Annotated in this window: 12 protein-coding genes; 4 read left to right on the forward strand and 8 right to left on the reverse strand. The window is 68.3% G+C overall.

Going from position 1 to position 16,083, the window contains the following annotated elements:
• Positions 1–40 precede the first annotated feature (40 nt).
• The 6 genes from F0U60_RS17545 to F0U60_RS17570 all read right to left on the reverse strand — a co-directional run bounded on the left by F0U60_RS17545 (position 41) and on the right by F0U60_RS17570 (position 8,596).
• Positions 41–1,444 (reverse strand): sigma-54-dependent transcriptional regulator, encoded by a 1,404-nt coding sequence (locus F0U60_RS17545; protein WP_395821153.1) that lies wholly within the window; start codon positions 1,442–1,444, stop codon positions 41–43.
• Between the two features lie 23 nt (positions 1,445–1,467).
• A complete protein-coding gene (locus tag F0U60_RS17550) occupies positions 1,468–2,454 on the reverse strand; it encodes a ParB/RepB/Spo0J family partition protein (protein WP_395821156.1) in 987 nt (328 codons plus the stop codon).
• A 58-nt stretch (positions 2,455–2,512) separates the two neighbouring features.
• The gene (locus tag F0U60_RS17555) at positions 2,513–3,649 is read right to left on the reverse strand and encodes an MbnH family di-heme enzyme (protein ID WP_395821160.1); all 1,137 of its coding nucleotides are present in this window, start codon (positions 3,647–3,649) and stop codon (positions 2,513–2,515) included.
• 19 nt (positions 3,650–3,668) lie between these two features.
• The gene (locus tag F0U60_RS17560) at positions 3,669–4,517 is read right to left on the reverse strand and encodes an MbnP family copper-binding protein (RefSeq protein WP_395821163.1); all 849 of its coding nucleotides are present in this window, start codon (positions 4,515–4,517) and stop codon (positions 3,669–3,671) included.
• Between the two features lie 203 nt (positions 4,518–4,720).
• Positions 4,721–6,517: a hypothetical protein gene (locus tag F0U60_RS17565; protein ID WP_395821166.1), complete on the reverse strand. Its 1,797-nt coding sequence runs from the start codon at positions 6,515–6,517 to the stop codon at positions 4,721–4,723.
• Between the two features lie 111 nt (positions 6,518–6,628).
• Positions 6,629–8,596: an alkaline phosphatase PhoX gene (locus F0U60_RS17570; protein WP_395821169.1), complete on the reverse strand. Its 1,968-nt coding sequence runs from the start codon at positions 8,594–8,596 to the stop codon at positions 6,629–6,631.
• A gap of 247 nt (positions 8,597–8,843) precedes the next feature.
• On the opposite strand from F0U60_RS17570, the gene F0U60_RS17575 reads away from it, so the two are divergent.
• Genes F0U60_RS17575 through F0U60_RS17585 form a run of 3 tightly spaced genes read left to right on the forward strand, consistent with a single transcriptional unit; the run spans position 8,844 to position 12,760 of the window.
• On the forward strand, positions 8,844–10,868 hold the full coding sequence (locus F0U60_RS17575; RefSeq protein WP_395821172.1) for an FHA domain-containing protein: 2,025 nt from the start codon (positions 8,844–8,846) through the stop codon (positions 10,866–10,868).
• 43 nt (positions 10,869–10,911) lie between these two features.
• Positions 10,912–12,252, forward strand: a complete 1,341-nt coding sequence (locus F0U60_RS17580) for a cyclic nucleotide-binding domain-containing protein (RefSeq protein WP_395821176.1) — start codon at positions 10,912–10,914, stop codon at positions 12,250–12,252.
• A gap of 16 nt (positions 12,253–12,268) precedes the next feature.
• Positions 12,269–12,760, forward strand: a complete 492-nt coding sequence (locus F0U60_RS17585) for a hypothetical protein (protein ID WP_395821179.1) — start codon at positions 12,269–12,271, stop codon at positions 12,758–12,760.
• 80 nt (positions 12,761–12,840) lie between these two features.
• Here the strand turns inward: F0U60_RS17585 and F0U60_RS17590 are convergent, their stop codons facing one another.
• Positions 12,841–14,436: a tetratricopeptide repeat protein gene (locus tag F0U60_RS17590; protein ID WP_395821182.1), complete on the reverse strand. Its 1,596-nt coding sequence runs from the start codon at positions 14,434–14,436 to the stop codon at positions 12,841–12,843.
• A 135-nt stretch (positions 14,437–14,571) separates the two neighbouring features.
• Here F0U60_RS17590 and F0U60_RS17595 point away from each other — a divergent pair, with 135 nt between their 5' ends.
• Complete coding sequence (locus F0U60_RS17595) at positions 14,572–15,543, forward strand: homoserine kinase (protein ID WP_395821185.1); 972 nt, start codon at positions 14,572–14,574, stop codon at positions 15,541–15,543.
• A 24-nt stretch (positions 15,544–15,567) separates the two neighbouring features.
• On the opposite strand, the gene F0U60_RS17600 is transcribed toward F0U60_RS17595, so the two are convergent.
• Positions 15,568–16,035 carry a YybH family protein gene (locus F0U60_RS17600; RefSeq protein WP_395821187.1) on the reverse strand — a complete coding sequence of 156 codons (468 nt, stop codon included), beginning with the start codon at positions 16,033–16,035 and terminating at the stop codon, positions 15,568–15,570.
• Between the last annotated feature and the right edge of the window lie 48 nt (positions 16,036–16,083).

Genomic DNA, 16,083 nt, shown 5'->3' on the forward strand with positions numbered 1-16,083 from the left:
GACAAAATGTCAGCGGCCGGGCGGACGGACTGACGCGCTGTCATTCGGAGAGGGGGGGGCCCTCTCCGCCGCCCGAGGATTCGGAGGCCTCGCGCTCGAGCTTGCGGTAGATGGTGCGTGCCGCGATGCCCAGCAGGCGGGCGGCGAGGGTCTTGTCTCCCTTGGTGTGCCGCAGGGTCTCGTGGATCACCCGGCGCTCCACCTCTTCCATGGGAGTGCCGATGGGGATGACGAGTTGTCCGGCCGAGCCTTGGGGGCCCTTGCGCACCGACTCAGGCAGATCGACGACCTCCAGCACATCGCTCTTGGCGAGCACCACGGCGCGCTCCACGGCGTGCTCGAGCTCGCGCACGTTGCCCGGCCAGGCGTAGTTCTCCAGGACGGAGAGGGCCTCGGGGGAGAAGCCGCGCAGCACCTTGCCATTCTTGGAGGCGAAGCGGCGCAGGAAGGCGTCCGCCAGCAGGGGGATGTCCTCGCGGCGCGAGGCGAGCGCGGGGACGCGTACCTCCACCACATTGAGGCGGTAGTAGAGGTCCTCGCGGAAGCGGCCCTCGGCCACCTCGCGCTGGAGATCCTTATTAGTGGCAGCGACGATGCGGACGTCCACCTTGACCGTCTGCGTGCCACCCAGGCGCTCGAGCTCTCCCTCCTGGAGCACACGCAGGAGCTTCACCTGGGCGGACAGGGGCATCTCGCCCACCTCGTCCAGGAAGAGGGTGCCGCCGGTGGCGCGCTCGAAGCGGCCCTCGCGGCGAGCCACCGCGCCGGTGAAGGCACCGCGCTCCACACCGAAGAGCTCCGCCTCGAGGATGCTCTCGGGGAGGGCGCCGCAGTTGATGGCGACGAAGGGTCCCTTGAGCCGGTTGGATTGCTCGTGCAGCGCGCGGGCGGCCAGCTCCTTGCCGGTACCGGACTCGCCCAGCAGCAGCACCGTGGCCGTGGAGGGCGCGGCCTGGCGGATGGTGTCCATCATCGCCCGGAAGGCGGGGGACTGGCCCACCATGGCACGCCCGCCGGTGCTGCCCATCTCCGCCAGCTTCGCCTTGAGGACGCGGTTCTCCGCGGCCAGCTCGTGCCGCTCCAGCGCCTTCTGCACCGACTTCACCAGCGAGTGCCGCTTGAGGGGCTTGGTGATGAAGTCGTAGGCGCCGTCCTTCATGGCGGCCACGGCCGTCTCCACCGTGCCGTAGGCCGTCATCAGCACCACCTCCACGTCCGGGCGGATGGTGCGCGAGGCCTTGAGCAGCTCCTGCCCGTCCATGCCGGGCATCATCAGATCCGTCACCATCACGCTCACCTCGGGCCGGCGCAGCAGCTCCAGCGCCTCAGTGCCGTTGCTGGCGGTGAGGGTCTCCAGGCCCTCGCGCTGGAAGATGCGCGAGACCGAGTCGAGGTTGGCCCGATCGTCATCAACGACCAGGACGGTGGTGGGTGGTGTCGTCATGGGGGCTGGCTACCTTGCAATCCCTATTCCGAGTCTTCGGCCAGGAGGGGACCACTCATCCGGCCCAGGTCCTCGCGGTTGACCTTGTCCAGGTTGAACCGCCGAGCGCTGGAGATCATCCGGGCCACGGTGGGCTCGAACTCGACGGGGCCTTCCTTCTTGAAGCGCAGGAAGTTGATGCGGGCCACGACGAAGTTCTTGAGGTAGGGGCTCTGCAGCCCACGGCCCTTGAGGGCGTCCACCACGGTGGCCACGGCGTCGTCCAGCTCCATCAGCTTGTCGGCGCGCGCCTCGCGGACCTGGAGGGCCTCGGCCAGGGGAAGCTGGAGGAAGGACTCCGCGCGCTTGATGAAGGGGTGGTAGGCGCCCCCCGAGAAGCGCGGCCGTTTCTCGTAGGCGGCCCCGAGCGTGAGGAAGGCGGGCTCCTCGAAGAGGTGGGCGAAGTCGGACTCGCGCCCGGCGCGTGCGCCCGTGAGACCTCGGTGCATGCGGATGACCTCGAGCGAGCGCTCCTTCAGGTTGTGCGCCTTCTCCGTGTTGAGCGCGAGGATTTGATAGGCCACGTCCTCCTCGGGCAGCACCAGGGCCATGATGGACTTGCCGCCCAGGAGCTTCGAGGCCTGGAGCCGGTGGTTGCCGTTGGGCGTCCAGTACCGGCCCTCCTTGCGGATGGCGATGATGGGATCCAAGAAGCGGTCCAGCCGCTCCATGGCCGAGGCCAGCCGCTTCACGTGGGGCTCGGAGACGTCGCGCTGGTAGGGGGTGGGCTCGACCTTGTCGATGGGCAGCACGGCGAACACCACCGTGTGCGCGCCGAGCGGATCCCTGTACACGCTCAGCACCTGTCCGCCGTCCTCCTGGATGCCCTGCACCAGCTCGGTGGGAGGAGCAGCGGCCTCGCTCGCCACCTCGGCGGCGCTGAGTCCCTTGGAGGCGGGCTCGGCCTTCTTGCGGCGGGGCCGGCGCGTCGTAGTGGTGGCTGCCTTCTTGCGCGGTGACTTCGCTGCCATGGGGTCCCCCTTGTCGCGGATGGGGGACCCTATGCGATCCGCCTGGCTCGTTGCAGGACTACTCTTCGAAGGGGTTGCTGAACTTCGGATCGTTCACGAAGTCCATGTCGGTGAAGCTCTCCAGGAAGGCAATGAGGTCGGCGCGCTCCTCGGCGTTCAGCTCGAAGGGGCGCACGAACGCGTTCTTCAAGGGGCTCGCCCGGCCATCCCCCATGTGGGGTCCGCTCGTCACATCGCGCCCGCCGGCCATGTAGAAGTCCAGCACCTCCTCCAGGGTGGCGATGCTGCCATCGTGCATGTAGGGCGCCGTCAGGGCCACGTTGTTCAGGGGCGGTACTCGGAAGCGCCCCATGTCCCGCTGGAGGCCGGTGAACTCGTAGAGGCCGGTGTTGTCCCCCGGGTAGCCGCCCAGCCCGTCCACGTTGTAGAGGCCCGTGTTCTGGAACTCCCACTCGGGAATCTTCGTGTCCTTGGAGCGGAAGGAATTCGTCATGTGCGGCCCGCTGTGGCAGTGGTAGCACTCGGCGCGCTCGCCGAAGAACAGCTCCATGCCCCGTTTGGCGGAGGCGGACAGGGCGGTGCTCTCACCCCGCAGGTAGCGGTCATAGGGCGAGTTGCTCGACAGCATCGTGCGCTGGAAGGACGCGAGCGCCTTCACGACATTGTCCTGGGTGATGGGCTGCTCCTCGTCCGGGAAGGCCTCGCGGAACAGGGTGGGGTAGCGCGCGTCGTCCCGCAGCCGTTGCAGCACCTCCTCCAGGTGCATGCCCATGCCGAGCTCCAGCGGTCTCTCCCCGAGGAGCGGCACCAGCGCCTGCTTCTCCAGCGTGTCGAGCACGGGATTGGCCCAGGTGTACGTGGCGAGGTAGGCCACGTTGGCCAGGCCGGGCGAGTTGCGCGCGACGTGGTGCCCCGTGGCGCCGGTGGGGGTCGCCTTGCCATCGCTGAAGGCCCGCTTCTGCTCGTGGCAGCTCGCGCAGGACATGGTGTCGTTGATGGACAGGCGCGTGTCGTAGAAGAGGAAGCGGCCCAACTTCACCTTCTCCTCGGACATGGGGTTGTCCTCGGGGACGAAGGGCTCTGGGAAGCCCGGTGGCAGCTGCCACGCATAGGGCTTCTTCCCCTCGCCGCACCCGGAGAGGATCAGCACCGACAGCACCGCGGTGCTCCACGACAACAGGGTTCTTGTCCACACGGGGAGACTCCTTTCGCGCTCAGCGGACGCGGATGAACGACGCGGGCACGGCCTGGGGCGTTCCATCCGCCGCCAGCCCCACCTTCTCGTAGAGCGCTGGGCACTCGGGATCCGTGCGGCCCGACATGCAGCCCGCGATGTAGTCCGTCTTGTTGTCGATGACGTGGTTCAGATCCGAGTCGGAGAGGAGGCCCGCCAGGTCGAGGACCACCTGGTTGCTCTTGGGATTGAAGCCGTTCAGGGTCACCGTGGCCTGGTTGTTGGCGGCGCAGGAGTAGCCCTCGCCCGGGCTTCCCTTGCAGTCGGATGCGCCCAGGTGGAAGACCCAGGCGTCATGCTGGGGCGTGCGCACGTCCAGGCTCACGAACTTGTAGCCCCCCTGCCAGCTCCAATACATGTCGGTCGAGTTGAGTGGAGGCGGCCGGGTGGAGCCGTTCAGGTGGTTCTGATCCTCGGGTACCCCCAGCTTGAACTCCAGGCCGGTGTAGTCATCGAAGTCCGGTGCCTCGCCCACCACTTCCAGGCGCGTCGCGGGGCTGCCAGCTTCGCAAGTGCCGGTTCCGTCCGCGAAGTCGAGCAGTGCGATGGAGTCCACCTGCCACGTTCCGTCCTGCTCCAGGATGAGCGGGTGCTTCTCCCCGTTGGCCCGCACGAGCGTGATGTCCCGGACGTAGAGCCTGAAGTCGATCAGCTCGATGGGGGTGCCCGACTTGCCGATGTTGGCGTAGCGGGTGTCGCAGCGCAGCGGCTGCTCGCCCACCTGTGCGCTGAACCTCACCACGGTGGCGGGCTTCTCACACGCCTGGAGGAGGGGGAGCACGGAGAGCAGCAGCAGGGCCGGGCGCGACTTCTTCAGGACCTTCATCATCACCTCGGGAAGCACTGGACGTGGCCAGCGGAGCAAGTGCCACCAGCCATAGCAGGAGCGGATATTTTGCCTCGTGCGGCATGGTGTCGCATCGGGACGGCCGCCTGTTGGCCATCATGCGAACGTCTCATGCCCGCGGGCATATCGCTCCCGCTTGACGTCTCCTGAGGTGTTCCTCCTTCGCGAGGGGGGGAGGGGACCGGTCAGTGCGGTCCGGTCGTGGCATGTCCGCCCGTGAGCCTCACCTTGGGCGCGGGCTCTGCGTTCTTCACGGGCAGCCCGGGATAGACGGTGACGTTCCCCGTGCGCGGTCCAGTCAGGGGCTCGGTGATGCCGGTGACCAGCTCCACGCTCGCGTCGGACAGATCGCGGTGCACGTTCACCGCGGGCTCCACGGTGGCATCCCTCCCGCGGATGAAGCTCTGCTCGCGGACGATGAGCCGGTAGGCCTTGTCCAGCTGGAGTGCGCGCTCGGGGCTCGGCAGCAGCAGCGTGGAGATGTCCGCGTGGAGGGCCTCGAGCGCCTCGGGCCGCGGCTTCCCGTCCGCGGTGAAGAAGCGCGACAGCACCTCCGTGTTGGCGCGCAGCTCGTCACCCGCGCCGTTCTGCTCCAGGTAGTACGTGTACTCGTAGTGCCCGTCCGCCCGGCGTGGCTCGCGCAGGCCCTTCAGGTCGCGCTGCGACCAGTGGAACCAGCCGGCCTGGAACTCGGAGCCGGGCAGCTTGCGGCTGAAGGAGAAGACGCTGTCGTCGGTGGCGCCCACGCCCGAGTGGCACCCCATGCAGAAGGTGTTCTCCTCGTGCGTCTGCGGGCGCAGCTCGCCGCGCGCGTTCTCGATGAAGCCCTGCAGGCTCCACCCGGCGCGGTTGCCCACGCCCAGCTCGGTGTTGCCCTTCGCGGCGCGCGTCTCATCGGGCTTCTTCACCGCATCCAGCGCTTCGATCGCCGCGGCGCGCTCGTGGTCGCCGTAGGTCATCCAGCCGCGCTTGATCATGTAGCGCAGCTCCTTCATGCGCCGGGCCAGCGTGGGCTTTCCGTCCACCACATCCAGGTAGTACACGCCGTGGGCGAACTCCGTCCCCTCGGGGAAGAGCCCGGCGGCGAGGTGCACCTGGCCGGCCGTCTGGAGCGCCTGCGCCGCGCCCACCCAGCGCAGCGTCGTGCCCTGGCCGGGGATCCACGCGTACTTCACCTGGCGGGCCGTCCCCAGCTTCCCGTCTCCGTCCAGGTCGGCTCCCGCCTTCTTCTCGTCCGTGGGGGCGATCTCCACGTCGCGCCGCGCGAGGAGCGCCTCGGTGATGGCGAGGTTCACCTCATAGGTGGCCAGATCGAACTGGCCCTTGGCATCCTGGCGGAAGGCCTCGGGCAGGCGGATGAGCACGTCCCCGAAGGAGCCGTTGGTGGGCCAGAAGGTCCCGGGGAAGGGGTAGTACCCGAAGGCGCGCCAGCCCGTGTAGCCCCCGTCCGCGAGGCGATCAAAGCCGCGCTCGTCGAACCGGAACTGGACATCCGGCGTCCACCCGTCCCATCGGCCGTTGCCATTGGCGTCCCACTCCGCCGGCACCTTCTCGAGCGCCTTGGCCAGCAGCAGCGAGCCGTCCTCGGCGAAGTAGTTGCTCTGGCGCACGTAGGCGAGGAGCTCCTCGTCCGGCATCGCCGCCACCGCCTGCCGGCGATCCACGAAGAGGTTCGTCCAGGGGTTGCGCAGCGCGGGACCGGGGAACGCATACGTGAGCTGCACGTCCGCGTCCTCGAGGTAGTTGGGCGCGACGGACGTGTGGTGGCAGGCGAAGCAGGGGTTGTGCACCCGGCCATCCTCTGCCGTGGTCTTCGTGTAGCACTGCGGCGGGATGTAGGGCGTCGGGTGGGACAGGACATCCCGCGGCGCGGTGGCCACCGCTTGGGGCGGGGTGGGGAGCTGAGGCTTCTCCTTGCTCTGGCATGAGCACGCGGCGAGGAAGACGCTCGAGAGCAGGAGGGCACAGGTGCGTAACGACATGTCCGCGGGCTCCAAAAAGTAGCGACGCCGTGAAGGGGTGGACTCCATACCCCCCTCACGGCGTCAGCGGCGTTACGCCCAGGTGACTTCTTTGAGACGCAGGCTGCCTGGCTACTTCAGCGCCGGGAACGGCCCGAAGACGCCAATCCAGCTCGCGGTGCCGGTCGCGCCGGTCTCGTTGGCCTTGTCCTCGTCGGACTCACCGTAGGGGTGCTGCACGGCGGCCATCAGGTAGCCGAAGCCGTTGATGTCCGGCACCCAGTACGGAGAGGTGGTCTCCGCGCCGTACGGAGTGGTCAGGATGCGGGTGAGCTTGCCGGTGAGGGTGTTGAACGCCCAGATGGCGTCGTTCTGATGCGAGGAGGTGTCCTCGCCGATGATCAGCGTGTTGAACTTCGGCAGGTAGGTGACGTTGTCCGGGCTCGCGAGCCCGTTGACGCTGCACGTGTTGCCCACGAACGGGCTGCCGGCCGGGTAGTTGGTCGTCACGCCGTGCACCAGCGGGTAGATGTTCAGCGGCGCGTACTGGGTGGCGATGGTGCCGCTCGACGTGGTCCACGGACCCACGTCCATGGCGAACACCGCGCCACAGCGGTTCACCGCGCTCTGCACGTGCGTGCCATCGTCGGAGCCCGTCGCGTTCGCCATCGGGCCCGTCACGTCACTGATGGCCAGGTAGACGCGATTGGTGTCCGGATCGAAGGTGACGCCCTCCTCCTTGTTCATCTCCACCGACGCGCCCAGGTAGGCGGCATAGCGGCGGGTCTCGAGGCGGGAGGCGGCCTTCTCCATGCCGGTCTTGAGCAGGAGGCACTCACCCAGGGTGGGGACGAAGCCGGCCGGGCAGGCGCCGGTGCTGGTCTTCGCGGCGACGTCGAAGATGTCGGAGAAGGTGATGCGGGCCGTACCGGCCGCCGGGTGCAGCAGGGCGCGGATCTCCGCGTCGGTGGCGTGGCCGAGGTTGATCCACTCGATGTCGCCCGAGACGAGCTGCGTGCCGCGGGGGCTCGTCTGGTAGATGCGCATCGCGTACAGGGTGCCCGCGCTCAGGTCGCCCGCGGTGTCCGCGACGAACATGGAGAGCGGCTCGCCGCTGCCGTCGCTGGTGAGCAGCACGGTCTTGCGGTCAGGCAGCACGTACGACAGCTCCATGGAGTGCCGGCCCATGGCGTAGTGCTTGGCCAGGGTGGGGTTGCCGCTCGCGTCGAGGGTGATCTCCGTGGCGAAGCCGTGGAAGTACGGAGAGAACTTCTCGTTGAACGTGGCCCACTCGTCGGACGCCAGACCGTCCGCGGCGTTGATGCCCCAGTACTTCGCGAAGGCCTTGAGGTTGCGGTGGCTGGAGGCGCTGGAGGCCGGCCAGTCCTTCATCTCGAAGTAGGCCCGGGCATCGAGCGGGTACTCCTCGGAGGACAGGTAGGTGTTCCACGGCGTGGTGGAGCCGGCGCACGTGGTCCAGAGGCCGTCCACGGAGGAGAGATCGACGGCGCGGGTGGACGTGGCGGACAGCACGCCATTGCCCGCCTCCTGGGTGATGCGGGTGACGAAGATGGAGGAGACCGGCGACTCGAACTGGCTCACCATGAAGGTGTTGTCGCCGACCTTGAGCAGGGACGCGAAGTCCTGCGAGCTGGCGACCTCGATGGCGCCGCTGTCGTCCTTCATCGGCGTCCCGTTGGCCGTCGGGATGGTCCCGAAGCAGGAGGCCGCGTTCGCCTCGCTGCTCAAGTCACAGGCATGACCCGTGCGGTCCTGGCCGCTGCGCAGGAGCGTGATGAAGCCGAGGTTCTGCTCCTGGCCGTTGAGGTTCATCTTTCCCGAGGTGCGGACCTGGTGCTTGTCCGCGTTGGTGGCCGGGAAGCCCACGTCCGCGAAGGACAGCCAGCGGAAGCTCTCGCCCTGCTCACCCGGGGTGCCCGGAGCGCCCGTATCTCCCTTGGGACCTTCCGGACCCTGGGGACCCGGCTGGCCGGTGGCTCCGGCGGGACCCTGCGGACCCTGCTTCCCCTCGCAGCCGACCAGGGCGCTGCTGCCGACAAGCAGCGCGCTGGTGGCGATGCCCAGAATTCGACGTGCCATTTCGAAAAGTCCTCTTGGAGGTTGAATTGCCCCGCAACGCTGGGCGGCGCGCATGGTGGAGCGTGAATGTGGCGTTCCCTTGAGGACGTCGTCACGATTGCGTCGCGTCGGGGCGACCCTGCCCAACGCTCATTCGGAATCGCCTTCGTGTAAGGATGTCTTATCCTACAACGGCGCTTCGTCTCAGAAGCCCTTTCGTTCGGCGGGGTTGGCCACGTTTCCAGGGGTCTCTAAGATGCGGGGCCGCATGCCTCCCCCGAACCGCCGCCCCTCCCGCAAGCCCGTCGATCCCGCCGAAGACTCGATGCCGGTTCCGCAGGACGACAGTACCCGTATCAAGTCCGTCAGCGCGGTTCGTCGTCCTGCTCGCCAGGAGCAAGAGGAGCCCGAGGCCCCTGAGGAGGAGTCGTCTCCGGCCGAGGAGGACTACGGCGGCGAGGAGGGCTACTACGGCGAGGACGCGCCCGCGCAGGAGGACGATGACGACAATCCGGACGCCACGCGCGCCGGTCCGCCCCTGAAGCTGGAGATCATCGAGGGCCCGGACAAGGGCCGACGCAAGCGCTTCAAGGGCGTCCGCATGGTCATCGGACGGGGGCAGGACTGCGAGCTGGTGCTCCTGGATCAGTCCGTGTCGCGCCGCCACGTGGAGCTGGTGTTCGGCGGCGAGAACGGTGTGCTGCTGCGCGACCTGGTCAGCGGCAACGGCACGCGGGTGAACGACACGCGCGTGGACGACTGCAAGCTCAAGCACGACGACGTCATCTCTATTGGCCGCACGAAGATCCGGTTCATCGACGAGCAGGAGCGCATCAAGCAGATGCGCCTCGCGGCCGAGGAGGCGGAGCGCAAGGAGAAGGAGGAGGCCGAGCGCAAGGCCCGTGAGGCGGAGGAGGCCGCGAAGAAGGCCGCCGAGGCCCCGGCCGCAGGGAGCGACGCGGGCGCCAGCTCCGAGGGTGGCGCACCCGCGCCCGACGCCGAGAAGGACAAGCAGACGCAGATTCGCTCCATCCACGACATCCCGCGTCGCGACAAGCCCAAGCGCAACCCGATGGGGATGTTGATGGCGGGTGGGGTGGTGGTGCTGCTCGCCCTCATTGGCGGTGGCGTGCTCTTCCTCAACAGAGAGCCTCCGCCCCCACCGCCGCCCAACCCGAAGCAGGAGAAGGCCCTGGAGCTGCTCCAGCAGGCGCGCACCGCCTTCCGGATGGCCGAGTACGCGCAGGCCGTGGCGCTGGCGGAGGAGGCGGACACCACCTTCCCGGGCTTGGACTCGCAAGGCATCCTGCCGGCGGCGCGCAAGGAGCTGGCCCTCGTGGAGGCGTTCGCGCAGGTGCGTCAGCTGGCGAGCGAGAACAAGTTCGACGAAGCGCGCGAGCTGTTGGCGCAGACGCCTCACAGCACCGTGGAGCGCACGGAGGAGCTGCGGGAGAAGCTCGACGCGGAGCTGTCCTCGAGCGAGATCGCGTACCTCGTGAAGCAGGTGGATGCGGCGCTGGAGGCCGAGGACGTGGAGTCGGCTCGGGCGTTCGTCCAACGGTTGCCCCTGGAGCTCCAGCCTCCGTACCAGGCCAAGGTGGCGGAGTTGCAGGCGCTGCTCGACGAGCTGGCCAAGGATGCCGCATCCCAGGAGCGGGCTCGCCGGGCCGCCGCGGCCCGCAGGGCCAAGGAGCAGCGCGAGGCGTTCATCACCCAGGCCTTCAGCATGGTCGAGACGCGCTTCAACGCAGGGGACTACTCGCGCGCGGCGCTCGAGTGCGACCGGGTCATCGAGGCCCACTCGGACGACAAGGAGATCCGCGACCGGGCGAAGCTGCTCAAGAAGCTCATTCCCCAGTTCGCGCGCATCTACCTGGATGCGCAGCGAAAGGTGCAGGCCAACGCGCTGGAGTCCGCGGCGCGCCCGTTGCGCTCGGCGGCGGAGCTGTACCGGCAGATGGGGTTCAAGGGGCCGGTCGGGGAGACCCTCAATGCCCACCTCGCCTCCTCCGCCGTGGTTGCTGGCAAGAGTGCCCTGGCGCGCAACGACGTGGCCACCGCGGCCACCTTCTTCAAGGAGGCCCAGCGCCTGAACCCGGAAGATCCCAAGGTTCACGATGGCCTGGCAGCCGTCCAGAGCAAGCTGGGAGATCTGTTCAAGCAGGCCTATGTGCAGCGGGATAGGGATCCCGAAGGCTCGGCGGAGAAGTTCCGGCTGATTATCCAGCTAGCGGCCGAGGATTCTGAGTTGAAGTCCCGCGCGGAGATACAACTCCAGGCACTGGCGGAGTAGAGGTGGAGTAGGGTCACCCCCCCATGGTTCGTGGAGGAGAGGGATGAACGAGTCATCGTTGCGGGAACTCGGGCTGGATCTACTAGAGGATCGCCAGTTCGAGCGGGCGCTCGCGGTGTTCGCTGAGGCAGTGCGCCGGATACCCGCGGATCATCGCGCGCGGATGTTGGCGGCGCGCTGTCTGTCGGAGCTGGGAGAGCGCGAGCGAGCGGTCACCGTGTACCACGCTTGTGCCGAGGGGCTGTTGCGGCGCGACTACCTGCTGTCCGCGATGGCGGCCTGCAAGCTGGGGCTGGAGCTGGCGCCTCAGGAGCGGCGGCTCAGGGAGACGCTGGTTCGGTTGCACGCACGCGCGGCACGCAACGTGGCGGGTCGCGCCTCGGTGCCTCCGCCGCTGCCGCCGGAGACGCTCTTCGACGGCAAGGTGGAGACGGACATCATGTCGCTGTCCGGTGAGGAGCTGAGCGACCGCGCCATTGAGGTGCTCGCCGCGCCGGATCCGGGCGGTACCGCCAACCCGAACGACCGGCCGCCCCTGCCGCTCTTCGCGGACCTGGAGCTTGATGCCTTCATCGATCTGGTGGGCCGCATGGGACTGCGCTCCATCAAGCCCGAGGAGGTGGTGAGCGTTGAGGGTGAGGCCTCGGATCGTCTGCACGTCATCGTCGCCGGCAAGGCCGAGGTGACGCGGCGGGTGGAGGGCGAGGATCGCACGCTGGGCTTCCTCGGCGGCGGGTCCATCTTCGGCGAGCTGACGCTGCTCACCGGCGCGCCGCCCTCGGTGACCATCATGGCCGTCTCGGACATGGAGGTGTTCGAGATCCGCCGCGAGCACCTCAACGCGGTGGCCAAGAACCACCCCTCGGTGCCGCAGGTGCTGGCCAACTTCGCGCACAAGCGCATGGAGCGGAACCTGACGGCCACCTCGCCGTTGTTCCAGCCCATGCCCGAGTCCGAGCGCGCTGCGCTGCTGCAGCGCTTCTCCTTCCGTGCGCTGCAGCCGGGGGAGAAGGTGCTGGTGGAGGGCGAGCACTCGCCGGGCTTGTTCCTGGTGCTCGCGGGCGAGCTGGTGGTGCAGAAGGACGACCCAGCCGGTGGCGCCGTGCGCCTGGGCGTGCTGCGCGAGGGGGAGGTGGCGGGGGAGATCTCCCTGCTCACCGGCCTGCGTGCCACGGCCACGGTGCTGTCCGTGCGCAAGACGGCGACGGCCTTCCTGGAGCGAGCGGCCTTCCACGAGCTGGTGAAGACGTATCCGCACATCAAGAAGTACCTGGAGCAGCTCTCGGATCGCCGGTTGAAGCAGATCGGCGAGGCGCTGCGGCCCGCGGAGATTCTCGACGCGGACGAGCTGCTCATGGAGAGCGAAGGCACGGGGACGGCTTAAGGCCGGGGAGCGCGCGATGACGTTGTCGAGAGGGCACGTGCTGGGGGTGGTGCTGGGCCTGCTGGCTGCGGGCGCGGTGCTGACCTTCTGGCCCCAGGAGGAGCCTGGGGTGAAGGAGGCCATCACGCGCAAGGTGGTGAAGATGACGGACGCCGCCGAGCGCAAGGACATGGCCGAGCTGATGGACGGGGTCTCCGACAACTTCCAATCGGGCAACGGGTGGGACAAGCAGCAGGTGAAGAGCGTGCTGCTGGGTCAGGTGCTAAGGGGCAACTGGGTCCGGGTCTTCGTGAGGGACCTCCAGGTGACCGAGGTGAACCCCAGCCGAGGCGACGTGCAGGTGAAGATCATCTTCGGCCGTTCGCAGGCGGAGGAACTCGAGACGCTGGCACAGGAGAGCGTGCTCAGCGCCTATCTCATCGAAGGGACGTTCGAGAAGCAGAGCGATGGCGAGTGGCGAGTGGTACAGGCGAACCACCGCTCCTTAAGCCCAACCGAGCTGTTCTAACTCTCCACCATCTCTCCCACCCATCCCTCCCTCTCCCCCTGGGAGAGGGTCGGGGTGAGGGTATGTCGCTCCCGTACTCCCTACTGGAGCAGTGCGTCGGCCTCATTCTTCCAAGCCTTCGCCATGGCAGGTTGTCCCGCGGCCGCCAGGCGCTTCTCCACGCTCGAAGCCTTGCCCTTCAGCGTCTCAAGGGACTCGCCTAGCTGGCGTGCGCGGGTCAGCCCAAAGAAGTAGTGCTGGCACCCCGTGGAGAACTCACCCTTGGCGAAGAGCAGATCACCCAGGGCCTCATAGGCCTCGGGGAGGGCGCCCATGCCGTTCTCCGGTGCCACCTCCACCAGCAGTGGCTGGGCGGCGTCGTAGTCCTGGCGGGCCATGAGCAGCGCGGCCTTGGCATATTGCGCGCGGGCCCTTTCCACACCTTTCACCGCGAGGGCCCGGTCGTACGCCGCCATGGCGTCATCCGCGCGAGCCAGCGCCTGCAGCACCTGACCTCGCGTCAGCCAGTAGCGGTCATCGCGCTCCATCGCGCCCACCGTCTTTCCCTCGGGGGCGGGAACCTGCACATCGCGGAAGACAGTCTCATAGGCATCCAGCAGCGCCAGCGCACCCTCGCCATCTCCCGCCTGCTGGAGCGCGCGAGCACCATCCAGGTAGAGCAGGGTGGCCGTCCGCCGCTTCGTCACTGCCTCCTGAAAGGCCGCGCGAGCCCCCGGATCCTTCTTCAGAGCCAGCGCGCGCGCACGGATGAAGAGGGCATGGTGCTCCTCTGGCGACGCGGCGAGCGCCTCCTCGGCGTCCTTCAGGGCCTCGTCCGTCTTCCCTTCCGTCAGAGCCAGCGCGGCCTGGACCACCCGAGCGCGGGCCTTCAACGCCGGAGTGAGCTCGGCCTCGCGCCCCTGCACGTCCGACAGGAGCCGAGTGGCCTCGTCTCGCCCCAAGCCTTGGTACAGCCGTGCGAGCGCCAGCGAGAGCCGCGCGCGCAGATGGTCCGGGTTGGCGGCCGTGCCTTTCTTCAACGCCTCGGCGGCCTGGGGGTACAGGCCCTCGTCGAGCAGGGCCTCCCCGTGGGCCACGGGATAGCGCGGCTCCCGCCATGCCGCCTCACTGGCTCGAGCGAAGGCCTGACGCGCGTCCAGCAACCTGCCTCGTGCCAGCAGTGCCTGGGCCTCGGCCAGGGCCAGCTTGGGACTCTTGGCGCCCTGCGTCTTCAACTCCTCCAGGTACTTCTCCGCCTCGGCGGGCTTTCCCTCCGCCAGGAGGATCATCGCCCGGGTGCCGTAGCGCTCGCCTGAGCGCGAGTCCAACGCCTCCGCGCGAGCCAGGTGCTCCCGAGTCCCGGCCTCCGCGTCCGACTGGCGGTGCTCCAGCCACAGCCGCAGGTTCACGTCCGCCGCCAGCGCCTGGGCGTCGCGCGCGTCCGAGTCCACCTGGAAGAGGGCCTCCAGCTCCGCCAGCGCCTTGCGCAGATCCGCCGGGTTGTCGCGCTGGGCCAGGGTCCGCGCGGTCTTCATATGCGCCTGGACCTGCTGGCGCACCGAGCTCCGGTGCACCACGTACGTCACCGCGCCGGCCAGCAGCACCGCCACCACGCCCACTTGCACGAGCGCACTCGGTAGGCTCTCCCGCCTCCGCCAATCCCGCGCTCCGCCCGGGCTTCCATTCGTCGCGGCCATGGGGGCTGCCTCCAACGAAAATTAGAATGGTTTCAGACGTTTATGAATGAGACGATGGGGTCGGTCGTAGATAGGCACGGCCCTCCCAAGCGTCAACGCACGGAGCGGCGGGTGTGCCGCGGAGAGGACATCATCATGGCGCTCTACACCACGTTCGATGCCGCGGCCTTCACGCGGCTTGCCGAGGCCTACGGGTTGGGGACCGTGCGCGAGTTCACGGGCATCCCCCAGGGGTCCATCAACACCAACTACCGGCTGGTGACAGCCTCGGGGCGCTACTTCGTCCGGCACACCACGGTGCGCTCGGCGGAGGATCTGCGCTTCGAGGCGGAGCTGCTGGCGCTGCTCAACGAGTCGCACTTCCCCTCGCCGCGGCTCGTCTCCACGCGAGAGGGGGCGCCCTTCCTGGAGTGGGAGGACGGCAGGGTGTGCGTCTTCGCGTGGCTGGTGGGCGAGGAGCTCTCCCGCGAGCGGCTCACCCCCGAGCACCTGGAGGCCCTGGGGCTGGAGCTGGGCAAGCTGCACCGCATCACCCTGTCCTTCGATGGCGCGCGCTCCAATCCGTATGGCCCGGAGGTGGTGAGTGGCTGGCTGGAGGGGCTGAAGCGCAACCCGGACGCGGAGCTGTCCGCCATCGCCAGGGAGCTCGAGGGCTACCTGGCGCGGGCCGAGGCAGCGCGAGGAGGCCTCGAGCCGCGGGGCGTCATCCACGCGGACCTCTTCCTCGACAACGTGAAGTGGCTGGGGGACCGGGTGAGCGCCTTTTTCGACTTCGAGATGGCGTGCCGGGACTTCTACGCGTTGGACGTGGCCATCACCCTGAACGCGTGGTGCTTCGACGCAGGCGCCTACCGGCCGGAGCTGTGCCGGGCGCTGCTGCGCGGCTACCAGGTGGAGCGCTCATTGGTGTCGGTGGAGCGCGAGAGCCTCTTCGGGCACGCACTCTTCGGGGCAGTGCGTTACACCGCCAGCCGCATCCGCGACTTCCACCTGTCCGGGTTGCCGCCTGACAAATTGGCACCGAAGGACTTCCGTACCTACCTGGCTCGGGCGAGGGCGCTCTCCCAGATGGGGCCGGAGGGCCTGCGCGCGCTCGTGGGCGTGTGAGCGCGCGCTGGGGGGCTCAGGGGCTCAGATGCCCGTGACAATTCGCCACTGCCCGTCCTCCTTCTGGAGGACCATCTGCTCCAGCTCGGACTCGCGCTGGGCCCTGTCGAGCAGCCCCGGCGCCTGGAAGCTCGCGTTCCAGTAGTAGATGACGGTGGCGGTCCCGTTGCGCTTCACGTCCACCTGGCGGATCTCCAGGTCCACTCGGGGCGATTGCAGCCGGGCGAAGAGGGGCGGGAGCGCCTGGGGCAGGGTGTCATAGGTGAGGTCGTCCGCCGGATCCTCGGTGCCGGCATTGTCGCGGAACGACTTCGAGACGAGCTGCTGGATGGCCTTCGCATCGCGCGCCTCGATGGCGGTGCGGTAGTTCTCCATCATCTGGAGGATGGCGCGGGTGTCTTCGGTGTCGACGATCTGCGTGCCCGGGATGAAGCGGGGGCCGCAGGCCGCGAGCACGAGGAAGGCGCAGACAAGCAACGGACGGACGTTCATGGTCGTGGGGTCTCCGTGATGGGGCAACCGCGCACGGGAGCTTGCATT

Origin of the sequence: Archangium minus (genome assembly GCF_044360475.1) — a bacterium.
Taxonomy (GTDB): domain Bacteria; phylum Myxococcota; class Myxococcia; order Myxococcales; family Myxococcaceae; genus Archangium; species Archangium minus.